The sequence below is a fragment of the Streptomyces sp. LaPpAH-108 genome, from assembly GCF_000373625.1.
Classification (GTDB): domain Bacteria; phylum Actinomycetota; class Actinomycetes; order Streptomycetales; family Streptomycetaceae; genus Streptomyces.
In genome coordinates, this window is sequence record NZ_KB891988.1 from 802292 (window position 1) to 823582 (window position 21291).

The 21291-nt window shown below is 70.9% G+C and carries 15 protein-coding genes; 8 read left to right on the forward strand and 7 right to left on the reverse strand.

Going from position 1 to position 21291, the window contains the following annotated elements; translation table 11 throughout:
• Positions 1-247 precede the first annotated feature (247 nt).
• Positions 248-3385 (reverse strand): isoleucine--tRNA ligase, encoded by a 3138-nt coding sequence (gene ileS / locus B079_RS0109775; protein ID WP_018545611.1) that lies wholly within the window; start codon positions 3383-3385, stop codon positions 248-250.
• Positions 3386-3971: 586 nt separating this feature from the next.
• Between ileS and B079_RS33210 the strand changes: the two genes are divergently transcribed.
• From B079_RS33210 to B079_RS0109800, 5 genes are all read left to right on the forward strand, one after another.
• Entirely contained in the window at positions 3972-5291 is a 1320-nt protein-coding gene (locus tag B079_RS33210; RefSeq protein ID WP_018545612.1) for a TraR/DksA family transcriptional regulator, read from the forward strand.
• Positions 5292-5358: 67 nt separating this feature from the next.
• Entirely contained in the window at positions 5359-5970 is a 612-nt protein-coding gene (gene lspA / locus B079_RS0109785; protein WP_018545613.1) for a signal peptidase II, read from the forward strand.
• A 79-nt stretch (positions 5971-6049) separates the two neighbouring features.
• Complete coding sequence (locus B079_RS0109790; protein ID WP_026248526.1) at positions 6050-6994, forward strand: RluA family pseudouridine synthase; 945 nt, start codon at positions 6050-6052, stop codon at positions 6992-6994.
• A complete protein-coding gene (locus B079_RS0109795) occupies positions 6991-7458 on the forward strand; it encodes a GNAT family N-acetyltransferase (protein WP_018545615.1) in 468 nt (155 codons plus the stop codon). Before B079_RS0109790 ends, B079_RS0109795 begins: the two co-directional genes overlap by 4 nt.
• A gap of 94 nt (positions 7459-7552) precedes the next feature.
• Positions 7553-9139 (forward strand): Na+/H+ antiporter, encoded by a 1587-nt coding sequence (locus tag B079_RS0109800; RefSeq protein ID WP_018545616.1) that lies wholly within the window; start codon positions 7553-7555, stop codon positions 9137-9139.
• Between the two features lie 61 nt (positions 9140-9200).
• On the opposite strand, the gene B079_RS0109805 is transcribed toward B079_RS0109800, so the two are convergent.
• Positions 9201-10307, reverse strand: coding sequence for a mechanosensitive ion channel family protein (locus B079_RS0109805; RefSeq protein WP_018545617.1), 1107 nt, complete (start codon positions 10305-10307; stop codon positions 9201-9203).
• Between the two features lie 112 nt (positions 10308-10419).
• Here B079_RS0109805 and B079_RS0109810 point away from each other — a divergent pair, with 112 nt between their 5' ends.
• Complete coding sequence (locus B079_RS0109810) at positions 10420-10989, forward strand: dienelactone hydrolase family protein (protein ID WP_026248527.1); 570 nt, start codon at positions 10420-10422, stop codon at positions 10987-10989.
• A gap of 7 nt (positions 10990-10996) precedes the next feature.
• On the opposite strand, the gene B079_RS0109815 is transcribed toward B079_RS0109810, so the two are convergent.
• From B079_RS0109815 to B079_RS0109830, 4 genes are all read right to left on the reverse strand, one after another.
• Positions 10997-12667, reverse strand: coding sequence for an alkaline phosphatase D family protein (locus B079_RS0109815; protein ID WP_018545619.1), 1671 nt, complete (start codon positions 12665-12667; stop codon positions 10997-10999).
• Positions 12668-12746: 79 nt separating this feature from the next.
• A complete protein-coding gene (locus B079_RS0109820; RefSeq protein ID WP_026248528.1) occupies positions 12747-13571 on the reverse strand; it encodes a thioredoxin domain-containing protein in 825 nt (274 codons plus the stop codon).
• Between the two features lie 97 nt (positions 13572-13668).
• A complete protein-coding gene (locus tag B079_RS0109825; protein WP_026248529.1) occupies positions 13669-14358 on the reverse strand; it encodes a hypothetical protein in 690 nt (229 codons plus the stop codon).
• A gap of 68 nt (positions 14359-14426) precedes the next feature.
• Positions 14427-15752, reverse strand: a complete 1326-nt coding sequence (locus B079_RS0109830) for a DUF2252 domain-containing protein (RefSeq protein WP_018545622.1) — start codon at positions 15750-15752, stop codon at positions 14427-14429.
• A gap of 200 nt (positions 15753-15952) precedes the next feature.
• On the opposite strand from B079_RS0109830, the gene dnaE reads away from it, so the two are divergent.
• Complete coding sequence (gene dnaE, locus B079_RS0109835) at positions 15953-19492, forward strand: DNA polymerase III subunit alpha (protein ID WP_018545623.1); 3540 nt, start codon at positions 15953-15955, stop codon at positions 19490-19492.
• 118 nt (positions 19493-19610) lie between these two features.
• On the opposite strand, the gene B079_RS35485 is transcribed toward dnaE, so the two are convergent.
• Entirely contained in the window at positions 19611-19787 is a 177-nt protein-coding gene (locus tag B079_RS35485; protein WP_018545624.1) for a hypothetical protein, read from the reverse strand.
• Positions 19788-20011: 224 nt separating this feature from the next.
• Between B079_RS35485 and B079_RS0109845 the strand changes: the two genes are divergently transcribed.
• Positions 20012-21244 carry an NYN domain-containing protein gene (locus tag B079_RS0109845; protein ID WP_018545625.1) on the forward strand — a complete coding sequence of 411 codons (1233 nt, stop codon included), beginning with the start codon at positions 20012-20014 and terminating at the stop codon, positions 21242-21244.
• Positions 21245-21291: the final 47 nt, after the last annotated feature.

A 21291-nucleotide genomic window follows, 5' to 3' on the forward strand; every position in this document is an offset into this window, starting at 1 on the left:
CGACGGCCCGAGGTCCGACACCAACGGCACACGCCAGGACCGACCGCCCCCACCGAGGGCAGCAGAACTTACCGACAGCAGCCACCCACCTCCCCAGGGACGCGGGGAACTGCGCGACCAGCCCAGGACGGCCCGCGGCCCGACGCGAACGGCACACGGCAGGACCGACCGCCCCGCCGGACACGGCAACGGCGGCTGCCCCGCAGCAAGATGCCACAGGACAGCCGCCGTCGAACCGCCGGAGGCACTACGCCTTGCGGAGCCGGAACACCAGCGACAACCCCTCGTCCGTGAAGGCGGAGCCATACGTCTCGTCCGCCTCGCCCTGGGCGAAGTCCGTCGCCAGGACCTCCTCCGCGATCAGACCGGAGTGCTCGGAGAGGGCCGCGATCACGGCCGGATCCGTGGCGGTCCAGCGCAGCGCGATACGGTCCGCCACGTCCAGGCCGCTGTTCTTGCGGGCCTCCTGGATCAGCCGGATCGCGTCACGGGCGAGGCCCGCCCGGCGCAGCTCCTCGGTGATCTCCAGGTCCAGCGCCACCGTGGCACCGGAGTCGGAGGCCACCGACCAGCCCTCGCGCGGGGTCTCGGTGATGATCACCTCGTCCGGGGCGAGCGTGACGACCTCGCCGTCCAGCTCCACCGACGCGTTGCCCTCGCGCAGCGCGAGCGAGAGCGCGGCGGCGTCGGCGGCGGCGACCGCCTTCGCCACGTCCTGCACCCGCTTGCCGAACCGCTTGCCCAGCGCGCGGAAGTTGGCCTTGGCCGTCGTGTCCACCAGCGAGCCGCCCACCTCGGAGAGCGAGGCCAGCGCGGCCACGTTCAGCTCCTCGGTGATCTGCGCGTGCAGCTCCGGGTCCAGCGCGTCGAAGCCCGCGGCGCCGACCAGCGCGCGGGAGAGCGGCTGACGCGTCTTGACGCCCGACTCCGCACGCGTGGCACGGCCCAGCTCCACCAGGCGCCGTACCAGGACCATCTGCTTCGACAGCTCCGGGTCGATCGCGGACAGGTCCGCCTCCGGCCAGGAGGACAGGTGCACGGACTCCGGGGCGCCCGGGGTCACCGGCACGACGAGGTCCTGCCACACCCGCTCGGTGATGAACGGGGTGATCGGGGCCATCAGCTTGGTGACCGTCTCCAGCACCTCGTGCAGCGTGCGCAGCGCGGCCTTGTCGCCCTGCCAGAACCGGCGGCGCGAGCGGCGCACGTACCAGTTGGACAGGTCGTCCACGAACGCGGAGAGCAGCTTGCCCGCGCGCTGGGTGTCGTACGACTCGAGCGCCTGGGTCACCTGGTCGGTGAGCGCGTGGAGTTCGGACAGCAGCCAGCGGTCGAGCACCGGGCGGTCGGCCGGGGCCGGGTCCGCCGCGCTGGGCGCCCAGCCGGAGGTACGGGCGTACAGCGCCTGGAAGGCGACCGTGTTCCAGTACGTCAGCAGGGTCTTGCGGACGACCTCCTGGATGGTGCCGTGGCCGACGCGGCGGGCCGCCCACGGGGAACCGCCGGCCGCCATGAACCAGCGCACCGCGTCCGCGCCGTGCTGGTCCATCAGCGGGATCGGCTGCAGGATGTTGCCCAGGTGCTTGGACATCTTGCGGCCGTCCTCGGCGAGGATGTGGCCGAGGCAGACCACGTTCTCGTACGACGACTCGTCGAAGACCAGGGTGCCGATGGCCATCAGCGTGTAGAACCAGCCGCGGGTCTGGTCGATCGCCTCGGAGATGAACTGGGCCGGGTACCGGCTCTCGAACAGCTCCTTGTTCTTGTACGGGTAGCCCCACTGCGCGAACGGCATCGAACCCGAGTCGTACCAGGCGTCGATGACCTCCGGCACGCGCGTGGCGGTGTCGCCGCACTCGGGGCAGGGGAAGGTCACGTCGTCGATGTACGGGCGGTGCGGGTCGAGGCCCGACTGGTCGGTGCCGGTCAGCTCGCTCAGCTCGGCGCGGGAGCCGACCACGGTCAGGTGGTCGTTGTCGCAGCGCCAGATGGGCAGCGGGGTGCCCCAGTAGCGGTTGCGGGAGAGCGCCCAGTCGATGTTGTTGCTCAGCCAGTCGCCGAAGCGGCCGTGCTTGACCGTCTCCGGGTACCAGTTGGTCTTCTCGTTCTCCGCGATCATCCGGTCCTTGACGGCGGTGGTGCGGATGTACCAGGACGGCTGGGCGTAGTAGAGCAGCGCGGTGTGGCAGCGCCAGCAGTGCGGGTAGCTGTGCTCGTAGGGCAGGTGGCGGAAGAGCAGGCCGCGCGCGCCGAGGTCCTCGGTCAGCTTCTCGTCGGCCTTCTTGAAGAAGACGCCGCCGACCAGGGGCAGGTCCTCCTCGAAGGTGCCGTCGGGGCGGACCGGGTTGACCACCGGCAGGCCGTAGGCGCGGCAGACCTTGAGGTCGTCCTCACCGAAGGCGGGGGACTGGTGGACCAGACCGGTGCCGTCCTCGGTGGTGACGTACTCCGCGTTGACCACGTAGTGCGCGGGCTCGGGGAACTCGACCAGCTCGAAGGGGCGCTGGTAGGTCCAGCGCTCCATCTCGGCGCCGGTGAAGGACTGCCCGGTGGTCTCCCAGCCCTCGCCGAGGGCCTTCTCGACCAGCGGCTCGGCGACGACGACCTTCTCCTCGCCGTTCGTGGCGACGACATAGGTGACGTCCGGGTGGGCGGCGACCGCGGTGTTGGACACCAGGGTCCAGGGGGTCGTCGTCCACACCAGCAGAGACGCCTCACCGGCCAGCGGGCCGGAGGTGAGCGGGAAGCGGACGTAGACCGAGGGGTCCACGACCGTCTCGTACCCCTGCGCCAGCTCGTGGTCCGACAGGCCGGTGCCGCAGCGGGGGCACCAGGGGGCGACGCGGTGGTCCTGGACCAGCAGCCCCTTGTCGAAGATCTCCTTCAGCGACCACCAGACCGACTCGATGTACTCGGGGTCCATGGTGCGGTACGGGTCTTCGAGGTCCGTCCAGTAGCCCATGCGGTTGGTCAGCTCGGCGAAGGCGTCGGTGTGCCGGGTCACCGACTCGCGGCACTTGGCGTTGAACTCGGCGATGCCGTACGCCTCGATGTCCTGCTTGCCGGAGAAGCCCAGCTCCTTCTCGACCGCCAGCTCGACCGGCAGTCCGTGGCAGTCCCAGCCCGCCTTGCGGCCCACGTGGTAACCGCGCATGGTGCGGAAGCGGGGGAAGACGTCCTTGAAGACGCGGGCCTCGATGTGGTGGGCGCCGGGCATCCCGTTCGCGGTGGGCGGGCCCTCGTAGAAGACCCACTCGGGGCGGCCCTCGGACTGCTCCAGGCTCTTGGCGAAGATCTTCTGGTCGCGCCAGAAGTCGAGCACGGCGTGCTCAAGCGCGGGCAGGTCGACCTGGGCGGGCACCTGGCGGTACGTCGGCGCTGTCATCTGCGAGCATCCTCCAACGGAACTTGCTGCCTTCCGTCGGAGGGACGAGAGCGTTCTTCTTTTCACGCCGTGTGCGGCGCGCTCCCGCGGTACCACCCTCCTTGGCCCGCCGCCGGGGTCCGTCCGGTGGTGAGCCCCCTCATTGGGGTCGCGAAGCCGGCTCTACTCGCCCCTCGCGGGGCTTTCTTCCGGCGGCTCCGGGGTGATCTTCACATCGCGCTCGCCACCGGGCTCCCACCGTCCCCGGCTCGCTCTGGGCTGCGGTACGACGCTACTCGTCCCCATCCACGCTTCTCGCTCCGCCCAGTGTACGGCGCCGGACGGACAGCGGCCGACCGGTTTTCCGGCGGGCGGCGGGGGAGCAGGGCGGTGACCCGAATGGCCAGTCCGCCGGGATGTGCGTCAGGGCGCCGCCCCCGGGCGGATTACCCGCCGGGGAGCTGGGCACAACGGATGCAGGTCTGCTGCGCGGGGGGTGCGGGGCGGGCGAATCGGGCGGCGTGCCCCGTTGCCGCGGGACTCAAGTCGATTTATCGTCCCAGCACGATTCGCGTGCAAGATCACAATATGTGAAGGGGCCGCGGCCATGGTGGCGAAGAAGACCGCCGGTACCTCCGGTGGCTCAGCGGGAACCCTTGCCGGTGTCGGGCCGCCGGGGCAGGACGGCCGACGTCTGCGGGCGGCCTCGGGAGGCGGCGGGGCGGCGAAGAAGGCGTCCGGAAAGCCGGGGAAGAAGGCCGCCGCGCAGGAGTCCGGCACGAAGGCGGGCACGGGGAAGGCGGCTGCCGGGAAGACGGGCACGGGGAAATCGGCCGCCGGGAAGGACGTGTCCGGCGAGAAGGTCTCCCAGGGGAAGTCCGCCGACAAGGTGGCCGCCCGGAAGACGGCTGCCGCGAAGGCTCCCGCCGACAAGGCTGCCGCCGGGAAGACCGGTGCCAAGAAGACGGCTGCCAAGAAGACCGGCGCCGAGAAGGGCACCGCCAAGAAGGGCACCGCCAAGAAGGGTGTTGCCAAGAAGGGCGGCTCCCAGAAGGCCGCAGCCAAGAAGGCCGCCCCTGAAAAGGCTGCCGCGAAGAAGGTTCCGGCGAAGGCTTCCGCGAAGAAGCGGGAAGCCTCCGGTGAGAAGACCGGCGCTGCCAAGACCGGCACTGCCAAGCGCACCACTGCCAGGAAGACCACCACGGGCCGGAAGAGGACGGGCGGCGAGACGGTGACTGCTGAGAAGACGGCCGCCATGGCGACAGCCACCGAGGCGGCGCCCCCCGAGGGCACCACGGCCGCGAAGGCCACCGGGAAGACCGCCGGGACGGCGGCGAAGAAGACAGCCAAGAAGGCGGTCAAGAAGACGGCGGCGAAGAAGGCCGCCGCCAAGAAGACCGCGGCCAAGAAGACCGGTGCGGCGCGTGCCGCCGGGCAGACGGGAGCCACGAGGGTGGTTGCGAAGAAGACTCCTGGCACGGCCACGGCGGAGCAGACCGCCGTACCCAAGGCGCGGCCCGCCGCCGAACCCGGTGAGCTGGCGGTACGCCCCGGTGAGGACCCCTGGACCCCGCAGGAGGTCGAGGAGGCCCGCGCGGAGCTGACCGGCGACGCCGACCGGCTCCGCGAGGAGATCGACTCCTCCGCCGCCGCGCTCGCGGGCCTGATGCGGGACAGCGCGGACGGCGCGGGCGACGACGAGGCCGACACCGGCACCAAGAACATCACCCGCGAGCACGAGATGGCCCTCGCCGCCAACGCGCGCGAGATGCTGACCCAGACCGAGCGGGCCCTGGAACGCCTGGACACGGGCACCTACGGTCTGTGCGAGAGCTGCGGCAACCCCATCGGCAAGGCGCGGATGCAGGCGTTCCCGAGGGCCACCCTGTGCGTGGAGTGCAAGCAGAAGCAGGAACGGCGGTCCTGAGCGAGGGCGTACGCCGGGGCGTGCCGTAGTCTCGTCGTCAGTCAGGCACCTAGGTTGAGGGACTCACGTGGCAGAGGCGGAGCGCATCATCGGTACGCCGGACACCCCGGAAGACAGTGGCGAGCGGCCGGGCCCGGCCGCCACGCCCGCCGGGCCCGGTGCGGACGGACAGGACGCCGTCCGGCGGACCGGACGCGGGCGCCGGATCGCCGTGCTGTTCGCGGTGGCCGTCTTCGCCTACGCCCTCGACCTGGTCAGCAAGCTGCTCGTGGTCGCGAAGCTGGAGCACCACGCCCCGATCCAGCTGATCGGCGACCTCCTCGAGCTGCACGCCATCCGCAACCCCGGTGCCGCCTTCGGCTTCGGCGCCGCCTTCACGATCATCTTCACGGTGATCGCGGCCGTCGTCATCGCGGTGATCATCCGGCTGGCCCGCAAGCTCTACAGCACCCCCTGGGCCATCGCGCTCGGCCTGCTGCTCGGCGGTGCCCTCGGCAACCTCACCGACCGCATCTTCCGGGCCCCCGGCATCTTCGAGGGCGAGGTCGTCGACTTCATCGCGCCCAAGGGCTTCGCGGTGTTCAACCTGGCCGACTCCGCGATCGTGTGCGGCGGCATCCTGATCGTGCTGCTGTCCTTCCGGGGCCTGGACCCGGACGGCACCGTCCACAAGGACTGACGGACCCGGCGAGGGCGGGCGGACCGGGTTTTCCACAGGCTCGTTCGGTGCCCTCCCACCCGTCCGGCATACTCGACGGGTGAGCACGATTCCCGAGATCCGAACCCTGCCCGTGCCCGACGGCCTGGAAGGCGAGCGTGTCGACGCCGCCATCTCCCGGATGTTCGGCTTCTCCCGCACCAAGGCGGCGGAGCTGGCCGCGGCCGGCAAGGTCCAGGTCGACGGCGCCGTGGTCGGCAAGTCCGAGCGGGTGCACGGCGGTGCCTGGCTGGAGGTCGAGATGCCGCAGGCACCGGCCCCGGTCCAGATCGTCGCGGAGCCCGTCGAGGGCATGGAGATCGTGTACGACGACGATGACGTGGTCGTCATCGTCAAGCCGGTCGGCGTGGCCGCGCACCCCTCGCCCGGCTGGACCGGCCCGACCGTCATCGGCGGCCTCGCCGCCGCCGGGTACCGGATCTCCACCTCCGGCGCCGCCGAGCGTCAGGGCATCGTGCACCGGCTCGACGTGGGCACCTCGGGCCTCATGGTGGTCGCCAAGTCCGAGCGGGCGTACACCTCGCTCAAGCGCCAGTTCAAGGAGCGCACGGTCGACAAGCGCTACCACACGCTGGTCCAGGGCCACCCCGACCCCATGAGCGGCACGATCGACGCCCCCGTCGGCCGCCACCCCCAGCACGACTACAAGTGGGCGGTCACCGCCGAGGGCAAGCCCTCGGTGACGCACTACGACCTCATCGAGGCATTCCGCGCCGCCTCCCTGCTCGACGTGAAGCTGGAGACCGGCCGCACCCACCAGATCCGCGTCCACATGTCGGCCCACCGCCACCCCTGCGTCGGCGACCTGACCTACGGCGCCGACCCCACGCTCGCCAAGCGGCTCAAGCTGCAGCGCCAGTGGCTGCACGCGGTCCGGCTCGGCTTCGAGCACCCGGCGGACGGCCAGTGGGTGGAGTTCGCGAGCGACTACCCCGAGGACCTGCAGCGGGCCCTCGACCTGGTCCGGGAGGAGACCTACGCGTGAGCACGCCGTACACGGTCCGGGTCGCGGAGGACCCGGCCGACCGCGAAGCCTGCTTCGCGGTCCGCAAGGAGGTCTTCGTCGCCGAACAGGGCGTCCCCGAGGACCTGGAGTACGACGCCCATGACGCCGGTGCCGTGCATGTGCTCGCGCTCCGCGCCGACGGCACCCCGCTCGGCGCCGGACGCCTGCTGCACGGCGCGGCGGCCGTCGGGCACACCGGCGCGGACGCCTCGGTGGGCTCGCTCGGGCGGCTGGCCGTCACCAGTGCCGCGCGCGGACTCGGCGTCGGGGCCGCCCTGGTGCGCGCCGTGGAGGACGCGGCCCGCGCGCTCGGCCTGACCGCCGTGGACCTGCACGCCCAGACCCACGCCCTCGGCTTCTACGAGCGCCTGGGGTACACGCCGTACGGCCCGGAGTTCATGGACGCCGGGATACCGCACCGGGCGATGCGCCGCACCCTGTAGCCGTCCTCGCCGCCGGGTCGGACCCCGTCTCCGGCCGGGTGGCGTGGCAGTCTTGAGCTTTGCGGTGTGATCGCGGACTCCCGGAGCGCTCGACGTGGATCAGCTGGCCCTGTTGTTCGTGGTGCTGCTCGCGGCCCTGGTGAGCGTCCCGGTGGGGGAGTACTTCGGGCTGCCGGCGCCGGTGCTGATGACCCTGTTCGGCGGGGTCCTCGCGGTGCTCGACTTCGTGCCGAACGTCGACATCCCGCCCGACCTCATCCTGCCCGCGCTGCTGCCCCCGCTGCTCTACGCCGCCGTACGCCGCACCTCCTGGCGGCAGTTCACGGCCAACAAACGCCCGATCTTCCTGCTCGCCGTCGCGCTGGTCTTCGTGACCACGGTGTGCGTGGCGGCCGTGGCGCACGCGATCGTGCCCGGGCTGCCGGTCGCCGCGGCGGTGGCGCTCGGCGCGCTGATCGCCCCGCCCGACCCGGTGGCCGCGACGGCCGTCGCCGGACAGCTCGGGCTGCCCCGCCGGCTGGTGTCGATCCTGGAGGGCGAGGGGCTGTTCAACGACGTCACGGCGATCGTGCTCTACCACGTGGCCATCGCCGCCGCGATCAGCGGCGAGTTCTCGCCCTGGGGCGCCGGGCTCGACCTGGTGCTCTCGGCCGTGGTCGCGGTCGTCGTCGGTCTCGGCCTCGGCTGGGGCGCCAACAAGCTGATGGACCTGCTCGGTGACGCCACCCTCCAGATCGGGCTCACCCTGCTGGTGCCGTACGCCTCCTACGTCCTTGCCGAGGGGCTGCACGGCTCCGGGGTGCTCGCGGTGCTCACCACCGCGCTGTTCCTCGCCGAGTACGCCACCGACGCCGACGACGTGATGACCCGGCTCGCCGGGCACACCTTCTGGGACATCATCGACACGCTCGTGACCGGTGTGGCCTTCGGGCTGATCGGCCTCGAACTGCACAACGCGATCCGCACGGCCTCCGGCCGCTGGGGCGAGCTGCTGGGCTGGGCGGCGGCCGTCGCGGCCACCGTGATCCTGGTCCGGCTGCTGTGGCTGATGCCCGCGACCTGGCTCACCAAGCGGCTGCACGCCCGGCGCGACTACGACGAGGACATCCCGGTCGGCTGGCGGGAGACCGTCGTGATGTGGTGGGCCGGGATGCGCGGGGTGGCCTCCGTGGCGCTGGCCCTCGCCATCCCGCTGAGCACCAAGTCCGGTGCGCCCTTCCCGGACCGGGACATCATCGTCTTCATCGCCTTCGGGGTGATCATCGCCACCCTGGTCCTCCAGGGGCTGACCCTGCCGTGGCTGGTGCGCAGGCTCGGGGTGCGGGCGGACTCCGAGCGGGAGAAGGAGTTCGAGACGGAGCTGGCGGTGCGCGCGACCAAGGCCGCGCGGCGGCGGCTGCGGGAGATCGAACAGGTCGAGGAGCTGCCCGAGGAACTGTCGGAGCAGATGCTGCGGCGCGCCTTCGACATCGGCATCCGGATCAGCCCCGACATGGGCGAGGAGGAGCGCCGCGAGGCCCACAAGCAGCGGGCGCGGCGGCTGAAGCGGGTGCGCAAGATCCAGGCCGAGATGATGAGCGCGGCCCGCCACGAGGTGCTGGCCGCGCGCAGCGAACCGGGCGCCGACCCGGAGATCGTCGACCGGGTGCTCAGGCACCTGGACGTGCGCAGCCTGCGCTGAGCGTCAGCCCGTCAGCCCGTCAGCCCGTCGGCCCCGCACCCGGTCGCGGGAGACCGCGCCCCTATCCACGTCCCGTGCGCGGGAACTCGTAGGCGTGGCGCAGGGTCTTGCGGTCCGGGGCCGGAATGTGGTCCGGGGCGGGCACCGCGTCGCCGGTGTTGACGCGGGGCAGGGCGTAGGGGTGCTCGGCGCGCAGCCAGGCGATCATCTGCTCGCGGACCGCGACCCGTACCGTCCAGATGTCGTCCGCGTCCTTCGCGGTCACCAGGGCGCGCACCTCGATGGTGTTGGGGGCGGTGTCCGTCACCACCAGGCCGTGCGCGCGGCCGTCCCAGGCCGGGCAGGCGCGCAGGATGTCCCGCAGCCGCTCGCGCATCGCCTCGATCGGCGCGCTGTGGTCGAGCTGCCAGAAGACGGTGCCGGTCATCTGCGGGGTGCCGCGCGACCAGTTCTCGAACGGCTTGGAGGTGAAGTACGAGACCGGCATGGTGATCCGGCGCTCGTCCCAGGTCCGCACGGTCAGGAAGGTCAGGGTGATCTCCTCCACGGTGCCCCACTCGCCGTCCACGACGACCGTGTCCCCGATGCGCACCATGTCGCCGAAGGCGATCTGCAGCCCGGCGAACATGTTGGCCAGCGTGGACTGCGCGGCCACACCGGCGACGATGCCGAGGACACCGGCCGAGGCCAGCAGCGAGGCACCGGCCGCGCGCATCTCCGGGAACGTCAGCAGCATCGCGGCCACCGCGACCACGCCGACGATCGCGGAGACCACCCGCATGATCAGCGTCACCTGGGTGCGCACCCGGCGTACCCGGGCCTGGTCGCGGTGGGCGCGGGCGTAGCGGCTGTACGAGGTCTCCACGACGGCCGCCGCGATGCCGATCACCAGCCAGGCGGTCGAGCCGATCAGCACCAGGGTCAGCGTCTGCCCGATGCCCACGCGGTGCCCCCTGAGCGCGGGCACCTGGGCGAAGGAACCTCTGAGCAGCGCGGCCAGCAGCACCAGTTGATAGGGGATGCGGCAGCGGCGCAGCAGGCCCCACAGCGGGGTCTCGCCGTGCTGTTCGTCGGCCTTGCGCAGCAGCACGTCGGTGCCCCACCCGATCAGTACGGTGAGGACGACGCAGCCGCCGACCACGATGAGGGGGCGGATGTCGTTCTCCATGCGGGTGCGCCTAACCGCGAGACGCCGTCATGAACCTGCGTGTTCCCCGGTGGAACGGGTAGGAGGCCGTGCCGGTACGGGCCTTCGGGGCCCCGGCTGGCACCATGGGGCCATGAACATCATGCTCTTTCACTCCGTCCTCGGGCTCACTCCCGAGGTGCGCGACGCCGCCGACCGGCTGCGCGCGGCCGGCCACGAGGTGTGGACGCCGGACCTCTTCGAGGGGCGCACCTTCGACACGGTCGAGGAGGGCATGGAGTTCAAGGAGGAGGTCGGCAAGGACGAGCTGCTGAAGCGGGCGGTGCTGGCAGCCGCGCCCTACTCCGAACGCGGCCTGGTCTACGCCGGGTTCTCGCTCGGCGCCTCCGTCGCCCAGACACTGGCCCTCGGCGACGAGAAGGCCCGCGGCCTGCTGCTCCTCCAGGGCACCTCCGACATCGCGCCGACCGCGCACGTGGACGAACTGCCGGTCCAGCTGCACGTGGCCGAGCCGGACCCGTTCGAGACGGACGACTGGCTGAGCGCCTGGTACCTCCAGATGGGCCGCGCCGGTGCCGACGTCGAGGTCTACCGCTACCCCGGCGCCGGTCACCTCTACATGTTCCAGGACACCCCGGACTACGACGCCGAGGCCACCGAGGCCACCTGGCGGGTGGCGCTCGGCTTCCTCGACAGCCTGTGACGGCGGGTCACACCGGGTCGTAGGTCTGCTCGATCTTCTGGGTGCCGCTGCGGGTGCGGTACGAACGGGCCCACGCGGACGTCGCGTCGGGGTCCGTGCGGTCCGAGATCACGTAGTAGTCCATCTGCGCGCGCTCGGGCGTGATGTCCAGGACGCCGTAGCCGTGCCGGTCGGTGTCCACCCAGTGGACGTGCCGGTTGGCGGCCTTGATGAGCGGGGCGGCGACGGCCGAGACGGTGCCCTCGGGGACCTTCACGATGTCGTCGAGGTTGTCCGAGGTGAGCGAGGTGACCACGAACTCGGTCGCGGCGGACGCCGAGAGCGGATAGGTGCCCGCGTCGTAGGGCACGTCGTTGGCCCAGGCCATGTGGATGTCGCCGGTCAGGAAGACGGTGTTGCCGATGGCGTTGGTCCGCAGATGGGCGAGGAGTTCGCGGCGGTCGTCGGTGTAGCCGTCCCACTGGTCGGTGTTGAGGGCGATGCCCTCCTGCGGCAGGCCGAGCAGCTTGGCGAGCGGCCTGAGCAGGTCGGCGGAGAGCGAGCCCACCGAGAACGGCGAGATCATCACCGAGTTGCCGACAAGGCGCCACTTGGTGTCGGACGCCTTGAGCCCGGCCTTCAGCCAGTCCAGCTGGGCCCGGCCGGTGATCGTACGGTCCGGGTCGTCCACCGCGCCGCTCGCGGTGGACGCCTGCTGGGAGCGGAAGGAGCGCAGGTCGAGCAGGGAGAGATCGGCCAGCTTGCCGAAGCGCAGCCTGCGGTAGGTGGTGCCCGCGACGGCCGGGCGCACCGGCATCCACTCGAAGTACGCCTGCTTGGCGGCAGCCTGACGGGCCGACCAGGTGCCCTCGGCGCCCTCGGTGTGGTTGTTCGCGCCGCCGGACCAGGCGTTGTCCGCGAACTCGTGGTCGTCCCAGATCGCGACGACCGGTGCCTTCAGATGCAGGGCCTGGAGGTCGGGGTCGGTCTTGTACGTCGCGTGCCGGACGCGGTAGTCGGCCAGGGTGAGGATCTCGTGCGTGGGGGCGTGCGGGCGCACGACCGTGCCGCGGGTGCCGTACTCGCCGGTGCCGTACTCGTAGATGTAGTCGCCCAGATGCAGCCAGGCGTCCAGGTCGCCGCGGGCCGCGAGGTGGCGGTAGGGGCTGAACCAGCCCGCCTCCCAGTTGGCGCAGGAGACCACGCCGAAGCGCAGGTTCGCGAGGTTCGCGTCGGGGGCCGGGGCGGTGCGGGTGCGGGCCACGGGGGAGTCGGTGCCGCCGGAGGAGAAGCGGAACCAGTAGTCGGTGGCGGGCGCGAGGCCCCGGATGTCGGCCTTCACGGTGTGGTCGGCGGCGGCCGTCGCGGTGGCCGAGCCGGTGGCGACGACCGAGGTGAGCGCCTTGTCCCGGGCGACGACCCAGCTCACCTCGGTGTCGGGGCCGACGCCGGAGCCGGGCAGCGCCTCGGGCGTGGGCGTCACCCGGGTCCACAGCAGCACCCCGTCGGGCAGCGGGTCTCCGGAGGCCACGCCGTGCGCGAAGACGGGGGCGGCGGTGGCGGCACGCGCGGGCAGCGCGGCGGCGAGCGGCCCGGCGAGCGCGGCGGTGACGGCAGCGGCCTTGACGACGCTGCGGCGGCTGGGCGCAAGGGAGTTGAGGGCCTGGGTGGCCGCGAGAGATCTCGATGGTCTGGTCACGGCGGATCAGGCTACTGATCGGTAAGCGCGCGAGCGGGCGAACTCCGAAAGTTCGCCCGCTCTTCATTCGGCGAGGGGGTCAGCCCTTGAGCGCCTTCTGGATGGCGGGGCCGAAGTCGGCCGCGGTCATCGGCGCGTTCTGGCCGCCGGAGTCCGTGACTTTCTTGCCGTCCATCATCAGCGTCGGCGTGCCCTGGAAGTCGTACTTCTTGCCGTCAGCGTTGAACTTGTCGCTCATCACCAGCGCCCATTTGTCGTAGGTGCCGTCCTTGATGTCCTTCTGGAACTGCGCGTTGCCCTTCAGCGCGGGCACTGTGTCGGCCACCTTGATCAGGTAGTCGTCGCTCTTGAACTTGTCGTCCTGCTCGTCGGGGTGGAACTTCGCCGAGTACAGGGCGGCCTTGTAGTCGAGCATGGCCTTGCCGCTGACGTTCAGGGCCGCGCCCATCGCGCTCAGCGCGTTCCGGGAACCCTCACCCGGGATGTTGTTGTCGATGAAGGTCGCGCCGACATACTGGACCTTGTACTTGCCGTCCGCCACGTCCTTGTCCACCGTGCCGCCGTTGGCCTGCTCGAAGCTGGCGCAGATCGGGCAGCGCGGGTCCTCGTACATCACGAGAGTCTTCTTGGCGGTGTCCTTGCCGATGACCACGGTCGTGCCGTCGGCGCCGGACGAGTGAGCGGGCTTGACCAGCTTCGCGGTCTTGGCCGCCTCCCAGGCGCTCGGCTTGTTGGCCTGGACGACGGCGTAGCCTATGCCGCCCGCCGCGGCCAGGACCGCGATCGCCGAGACGCCGACGATGACCTGGCGCTTGACCTTGGCGCGCTTGGCCTCGCGCTCGCGCTCCTGGCGCAGTCGCTCGCGGGCCGCCGTCTTCGCTGCCTGGCTGTTCCGGTTGCTCATGGTGGTGATCTCCATAGGGGACGCGCACACGACGTGCTCGGGGCACAGGTGCGCGGGGGATACGTGTGGGCAGCCGAGCCGTGCTCGGCGCCGCCCCTCAGGGGCAGGCGAGGGCGGGCGGGCACGGAGGGCCGCGTCGTCCCAGGGAGTGCGTCAGAAGAAGGCCGTGCGGGACCGCGGGGCGCGGCCGGGGGCGCGGGACGCGCCGGGCCGGGGCCGGGCGGACCGCCACGGCGGCCACCGCGAGCAGCAGCGGGCGGAACGTGGTCGTGGCCGCCGCGCGCAGCAGCGCGGCAAGGGCCCGCTCGCCCCGGCCCAGCCAGGCGGCGGCCAGCAGCCCCACCGCGAGATGCGCGGCGAGCAGCAGCCAGGCGGTGGCCGGGGCCGGGTGGGCGAGCGGTACGGCCGCCCGCGCGGGGGCGCCGGTCAGCCGGGTCAGCGGGGTGCCCAGCGCCTCGCCCCGGCACAGCAGATCGAGACCGAAGGTGTGCAGCGGGCCCGCCACCGGGCCGCCCGCGCGGCCGTAGCAGGCGTGCTGCCCGGTGGTGAAGACCGTGTCCGCCGCCAGCTCCAGCGGGACCAGGAGGGCCGCGATACGGCCGGAGCCGCGCTCGCGGCCCGCCAGCGCGTACGCCGCGAGGAACACCCCGCAGGCGACCGCGAGCACGGTCACCGGCGGCAGCGGGGCGCGGGACAGCAGGACGTGCGACGCGGCGGCGAGCGTCACGGTGCAGGCCGTGAACAGCGCCGCGCGCACGGCCCTGAGCTGAGTCCCGGATATGTCCATGGTGAGAGCAGAGTCTGTCACGTACGCGGTGAAGGGGACCTCAAAGGTCCCGGACGGCGCCGGGAAGGTTACAGCCCCGGAATCCGGCCGTTGCGGAACAGGTCGAGGAAGATCTGGTGGTCGGCCCGCGCGCGGGCGCCGTAGCTGTGGGCGAAGTCCACCAGGAGGGGCGCGAAGCTCTCCTCGTCGGCCGCGAGGGCCGCGTCGATGGCGCGCTCGGTGGAGAACGGGACCAGCGACTCGCCGGACTGGTCGTCGGCGGCGGCGTGCATGGTGGCCGTGGCCCGGCCGAGGTCGGCGACGACGGTCGCGATCTCCTCCGGGTCGTCGATGTCGCCCCAGTCCAGGTCGACCGCGTACGGCGAGATCTCGGCGACCAGCTGGCCCGCGCCGTCCAGCTCGGTCCAGCCGAGCCACGGGTCGGCGTGCGCCTGGAGGGCGCGCTGGGAGATCACCGTGCGGTGGCCCTCGTGCTGGAAGTAGCCGCTGATCGCCGGGTCGGTGATGTGCCGGGAGACGGCCGGGGTCTGGGCCTGCTTGATGTAGATCACCACATCGTTCTCCAGGGCGTCGGTGGCGCCCTCCAGGAGGACGTTGTACGACGGCAGCCCGGCCGAGCCGATGCCGATGCCCCGGCGGCCCACGACGTCCTTCACCCGGTACGACTCCGGGCGGACCAGGCTGCTCTCCGGCAGGGTCTCCAGGTAGCCGTCGAAGGCGGCCAGGACCTTGTAGCGGGTGGCCGCGTCCAGCTCGACGGAGCCGCCGCCCGGCGCGAAACGGCGCTCGAAGTCGCGGATCTCGGTCATCGACTCCAGGAGCCCGAACCGGGTCAGCGAGCGGGCGTCACGCAGCGCGTCCAGGAGCGGGCCCTCGGCGGTGTCCAGGGTGAACGGCGGCACCTCGTCGTCCTTGGCGCCGGTGGCCAGCGCGTGGACGCGCTCGCGGTAGGCCGCCGCGTAGACCGTGACCAGCTCGGTGATCTGCTCGTCGCTGAGCGCCTTCGCGTACCCGATCAGCGCGATCGAGGCGGCGAAGCGCTTGAGGTCCCAGGTGAAGGGGCCGACGTACGCCTCGTCGAAGTCGTTGACGTTGAAGACCAGGCGGCCGTTGGAGTCCATGTACGTGCCGAAGTTCTCGGCGTGCAGATCGCCGTGTATCCACACGCGCGAGGTGCGCTCGTCCAGGTACGGGCCGCCGCGCTTGTCGGCATCCAGGTCGTGGTAGAAGAGGCAGGCCGTGCCCCGGTAGAAGGCGAAGGCGCTCGCGGCCATCTTGCGGAACTTCACCCGGAACGCGGCCGGATCGGCGGCCAGGAGCCGGCCGAAGGCGGTGTCGAAGACGGCGAGGATCTCCTCGCCGCGCTGCTCGTCGCTGAGCTGGGGTACCGACATCGCGGGATGCCTCCTGGTGCTGGTGCGGTGCGTGCGAAAAACGAGGGAGCGGCCACGGCGCGCTTCCCCGTCTCCAACGGGCGAGGCGGCGCGGGAGTGCCCGGTTCCCGAGGAAGGTACGTGGACGGAGCCCGGGAGTGTCAGTGCCGGGGCATAGACTTCTTCGCTGTCCCCCCGCCGGTTCATCTGGAGGCCACATCGTGTCGAAGCCGCCCTTCACGCACCTGCACGTCCACACCCAGTACTCGCTGCTGGACGGTGCCGCGCGGCTCAAGGACATGTTCAATGCCTGCAATGAGATGGGCATGACACACATCGCCATGTCCGACCACGGCAACCTCCATGGCGCGTACGACTTCTTCCACACCGCGAAGAAGGCCGGGATCACCCCGATCATCGGGATCGAGGCGTATGTCGCCCCCGAGTCCCGGCGCAACAAGCGCAAGATCCAGTGGGGCCAGCCGCACCAGAAGCGGGACGACGTCTCCGGTTCGGGTGGTTACACCCACAAGACGATGTGGGCGGTGAACAAGACCGGGCTGCACAACATCTTCCGGCTGTCCTCCGACGCGTACGCCGAGGGCTGGCTGCAGAAGTGGCCGCGCATGGACAAGGAGACCATCTCGCAGTGGTCCGAGGGCATCGTCGCCTCCACCGGCTGCCCCTCCGGCGAGGTGCAGACCCGGCTGCGCCTCGGCCAGTTCGACGAGGCCCTCAAGGCCGCCTCCGACTACCAGGACATCTTCGGCAAGGACCGGTACTTCCTGGAGCTGATGGACCACGGCATCGACATCGAGCACCGGGTCCGCGACGGCCTCCTGGAGATCGGCAAGAAGCTCGGCATCCCGCCGCTGGTCACCAACGACTCGCACTACACCTACGCGCACGAGGCCGCCGCCCACGACGCCCTGCTGTGCATCCAGACCGGCAAGAACCTCTCCGAGCCCGGCCGCTTCAAGTTCGACGGCACCGGCTACTACCTCAAGTCCACGGACGAGATGTACGCCATCGACTCCTCGGACGCCTGGCAGGAGGGCTGCGCCAACACCCTCCTGGTGGCCGAGATGGTCGACACCACGGGCATGTTCGAGGCCAAGAACCTCATGCCCAGGTTCGACATCCCCGAGGGCTACACCGAGGTCACCTGGTTCAAGGAGGAGGTCCGCCGGGGCATGGAGCGCCGCTTCCCCGGCGGCGTCCCCGAGGACCGCCAGAAGCAGGCCGAGTACGAGATGGACGTCATCATCTCGATGGGCTTCCCCGGCTACTTCCTCGTGGTCGCCGACTTCATCATGTGGGCCAAGAACAACGGCATCGCGGTCGGCCCCGGCCGAGGCTCCGCGGCCGGTTCGATCGTCGCGTACGCCATGGGCATCACCGACCTCGACCCGATCCCGCACGGCCTGATCTTCGAGCGGTTCCTCAACCCCGAGCGCATCTCGATGCCCGATGTCGACATCGACTTCGACGAGCGCAGGCGCGTCGAGGTGATCCGGTACGTGACCGAGAAGTACGGCGCCGACAAGGTCGCCATGATCGGCACCTACGGCACCATCAAGGCCAAGAACGCGATCAAGGACTCCGCGCGTGTGCTCGGCTACCCGTACGCGATGGGCGACCGGATCACCAAGGCCATGCCCGCCGACGTCCTCGGCAAGGGCATCCCGCTCTCCGGCATCACCGACCCGAGCCACCCCCGCTATTCGGAGGCGGGCGAGGTCCGGGGGATGTACGAGAACGAGCCGGACGTGAAGAAGGTCATCGACACCGCGCGCGGTGTGGAGGGCCTGGTGAGGCAGATGGGTGTGCACGCCGCCGGCGTGATCATGTCCAGCGAGACCATCACCGAGCACGTCCCGGTGTGGGTGCGCCACACCGACGGTGTGACCATCACCCAGTGGGACTACCCGAGCTGTGAGTCGCTCGGCCTGCTGAAGATGGACTTCCTGGGCCTGCGCAACCTCACGATCATGGACGACGCCGTCAAGATGGTGAAGGCCAACAAGGGGATCGACATCGATCTCCTGGGCCTCCCGCTCGACGACCCGAAGACCTTCGAACTGCTCCAGCGCGGCGACACCCTCGGCGTCTTCCAGTTCGACGGCGGCCCCATGCGCTCGCTGCTGCGCCTGATGAAGCCGGACAACTTCGAAGACATCTCCGCCGTCTCCGCCCTGTACCGGCCGGGCCCGATGGGCATGAACTCCCACACGAACTACGCGCTGCGCAAGAACGGGCAGCAGGAGATCACGCCGATCCACCCCGAGCTGGAGGAGCCGCTCAAGGAGGTCCTGGACGTCACCTACGGCCTGATCGTCTACCAGGAGCAGGTGCAGAAGGCCGCCCAGATCATCGCGGGCTACTCGCTCGGCGAGGCCGACATCCTCCGCCGCGTGATGGGCAAGAAGAAGCCCGAGGAACTGGCGAAGAACTTCGTCCTGTTCCAGAAGGGCGCCCGCGACAAGGGCTTCAGCGACGAGGCGATCCAGGCGCTGTGGGACGTGCTGGTCCCGTTCGCCGGCTACGCGTTCAACAAGGCGCACTCCGCCGCGTACGGCCTGGTGTCCTACTGGACCGCCTACCTCAAGGCCAACTACCCGGCCGAGTACATGGCCGGACTGCTGACCTCCGTCAAGGACGACAAGGACAAGTCGGCGGTCTACCTCAACGAGTGCCGCCGCATGGGCATCAAGGTGCTCCCGCCGAACGTCAACGAGTCGGAGTCCAACTTCGCCGCCCAGGGCGACGACGTGATCCTCTTCGGCCTCTCCGCGGTGCGCAACGTCGGCACCAACGTGGTGGAGGCGATCATCCGGGGCCGCAAGGCCAAGGGGAAGTACCTCTCCTTCCCGGACTATCTCGACAAGGTCGAGGCGGTCGCCTGCAACAAGCGCACCACCGAGTCGCTGATCAAGGCCGGTGCCTTCGACTCGATGAACCACACCCGCAAGGGCCTGACCGCGCAGTACGAGCCGATGATCGACAACGTGGTCGCGGTCAAGCGCAAGGAGGCCGAGGGGCAGTTCGACCTCTTCGGCGGCATGGGCGAGGAGGCGAGCGACGAGCCCGGCTTCGGACTCGACGTCCAGTTCACCGACGAGGAGTGGGACAAGACCTATCTCCTCGCCCAGGAACGGGAGATGCTCGGTCTCTACGTCTCCGACCACCCGCTCTTCGGCCTGGAGCACGTGCTCTCCGACAAGGCGGACGCGGGCATCTCCCAGCTGACCGGCGGCGAGCACTCCGACGGCGCCGTGGTGACCATCGGCGGCATCATCTCCGGCCTCCAGCGCAAGATGACCAAGCAGGGCAACGCCTGGGCCATCGCCACCGTGGAAGACCTCGCGGGCTCCATCGAGTGCATGTTCTTCCCGGCCACCTACCAGCTCATCTCGACCCAACTCGTCGAGGACGCCGTGGTGTTCGTCAAGGGACGGCTCGACAAGCGCGAGGACGTGCCCCGGCTCGTCGCCATGGAACTCCAGGTGCCCGACCTGTCCAACGCGGGCACCAACGCGCCGGTGATCCTCACCATCCCGGCCACCCGCGTCACCCCGCCCATGGTCAGCCGCCTCGGCGAGATCCTCAGCCACCACAAGGGCGACAGCGAGGTCCGCATCAAGCTCCAAGGACCGCACAAGACCACCGTGCTGCGCCTGGACCGCCACCGGGTCAAGCCCGACCCGGCGCTCTACGGCGACCTGAAGGTGCTGCTCGGCCCGTCCTGCCTGGCGGGCTGAACACACCGGGTACGGCAGTGAAAAAGCGGTGAGCAAGCAGTGAGAGAAGGGGCGCACCCCGCGGGAGTGCGCCCCTTCTCTCATCCGCTCGCCGGGCTCATATGCCCTTCAAAAGCACTCAGTTGTGGCCGAAGCGCTTGTTCTGCTTGCGGGCGTAGTCCGAGGCGCCGCCGACGCCCTGCGTGGCGGACTCGTGCGTCTGCTCGGCCTGCCGCTGCGAGTTCTCCGTGGCCTGCTCGGCCTGGGACGAGCGGCTCTTCGGACCGGTCTGCTTGCGGTTCTTGTTCTTGGCCATGGGGATCTGCCTCCTGAAGGGGGTCTAGGGGCCAGGGCCGTCATCAGATTCACATACGCTGACATCAATCGCATGTCGGATAATTACCGTCTGTGACAGGGATGGTGAGGGCGCGAGCGCCGGAAACGCCACGCCGAAGATCGAGTTCGGGCCGTTAACCCCCGGGCGGTCGGGCAGACTCGAAGGAAGTCCGAAGCAAAACTCCGGGGAAGAGGGTGAGTCGCGTGGACCGCTGCATCGTCCTGGTGGACGCCGGGTATCTGCTGGGTGCCGCCGCCAGCCTCCTCGCCGGTGAACCCTCGCGGTCCCGGATCACCGTCGACCACCCCGCGCTGATCCAGGCCCTGCGCGAGCGCGCCGAGGCCGAGACCGGGCGCCCCCTGCTGCGCATCTACTGGTTCGACGGCGCCCCCGACCGGGTGCCGCAGCCCGAGCACCGCAGACTGCGGGTGATGCCCCGGGTCACCGTCCGGCTCGGCGCTCTGACCCGTACCGACGGGCGCTGGGCGCAGAAGGGCGTCGACGCGGCCATGCACGCCGAGCTGACCGAGCTGGCCCGCAACCGCGCCTGTTCCGACATCGTCCTGGTCACCGGCGACGGCGATCTGCTGCCCGGCATGATGGCCGCCAAGGAACACGGCGTCGCCGTCCACCTGTGGGCCGTCCAGGCCGCCGACGGCGACTACAACCAGTCCGAGGACCTGGTCGCCGAGGCCGACGAGCGGCGCGTCCTCGACCGCGCCTGGATCATCCAGGCCGTCCGCGCCAAGGAACTCACCGGCGTCTGCGCCCCGCCGCCCCCGCCCCGCCCCGACATCGCCGCGATCCTCTCCGCCCCGCTGCCCGACTCCGCGCTCGCCCCCTCCGGGGAGCGCGCCGACGAGGAGACCGCCCACCCCCACCCGGCGGGCGGGCACACCCGCAACGGCGCCGAGGAGCGGCCCAGCGCCCCCAAGGGCGTCCCCACCCCGAAGGACCTCGCCGCGCTGCGCGCGCCCGGCGCGGCCTCCCCGCACCCCGCGCAGCACCCGGCCAGCGCCACCTTGCGCTGGTCCTCCGACAAGGGCTGGGTGGACCGCCCCGGCACCCCCGCCGAGCCGCCCGAGGCCGCCTCCATGCCGACTCTCGCCCAGCTCACCACCGCCGAGCAGCGCTGGGCGGACCGCGAGGAGGACATCACCACCGTCGGCGGCGACCCCTACGAGGTCGGCCAGGTCTTCGCCCGCCGCTGGATGTCCCGGCTCGGCGACCAGGGCCATCTGCACCGGCTGTCCGCGATGTACCCGCGCATCCCGCACCGCATCGACGGCGAGCTGCTGCGCTACGCCGCCCGCTTCGGCCTGCTCGCCCACAAGGACGACCAGATCGACGAGCACGACCGTTACGCCATCCGGGCGGGCTTCTGGCGGGAGTTCGACGTCCCGGCGACCGCCGCCGACGCCCCGGCAGGGGAGTGACCAGGGGCTGGACCGGCGCCGGACCGGGACGGAACCGGCGGATGCCG

Excerpts from the sequence above, each read along its gene's own strand:
- ileS (WP_018545611.1), bottom strand. The coding sequence starts at position 3,385 with ATGACAGCGCCGACGTACCGCCAGGTGCCCGCCCAGGTCGACCTGCCC.
- B079_RS33210 (WP_018545612.1), top strand. The coding sequence starts at position 3,972 with ATGGTGGCGAAGAAGACCGCCGGTACCTCCGGTGGCTCAGCGGGAACC.
- B079_RS0109805 (WP_018545617.1), bottom strand. The coding sequence starts at position 10,307 with ATGGAGAACGACATCCGCCCCCTCATCGTGGTCGGCGGCTGCGTCGTC.
- B079_RS0109810 (WP_026248527.1), top strand. The coding sequence starts at position 10,420 with ATGAACATCATGCTCTTTCACTCCGTCCTCGGGCTCACTCCCGAGGTG.
- B079_RS0109820 (WP_026248528.1), bottom strand. The coding sequence starts at position 13,571 with ATGAGCAACCGGAACAGCCAGGCAGCGAAGACGGCGGCCCGCGAGCGA.
- B079_RS0109825 (WP_026248529.1), bottom strand. The coding sequence starts at position 14,358 with ATGGACATATCCGGGACTCAGCTCAGGGCCGTGCGCGCGGCGCTGTTC.
- B079_RS0109830 (WP_018545622.1), bottom strand. The coding sequence starts at position 15,752 with ATGTCGGTACCCCAGCTCAGCGACGAGCAGCGCGGCGAGGAGATCCTC.
- B079_RS35485 (WP_018545624.1), bottom strand. The coding sequence starts at position 19,787 with ATGGCCAAGAACAAGAACCGCAAGCAGACCGGTCCGAAGAGCCGCTCG.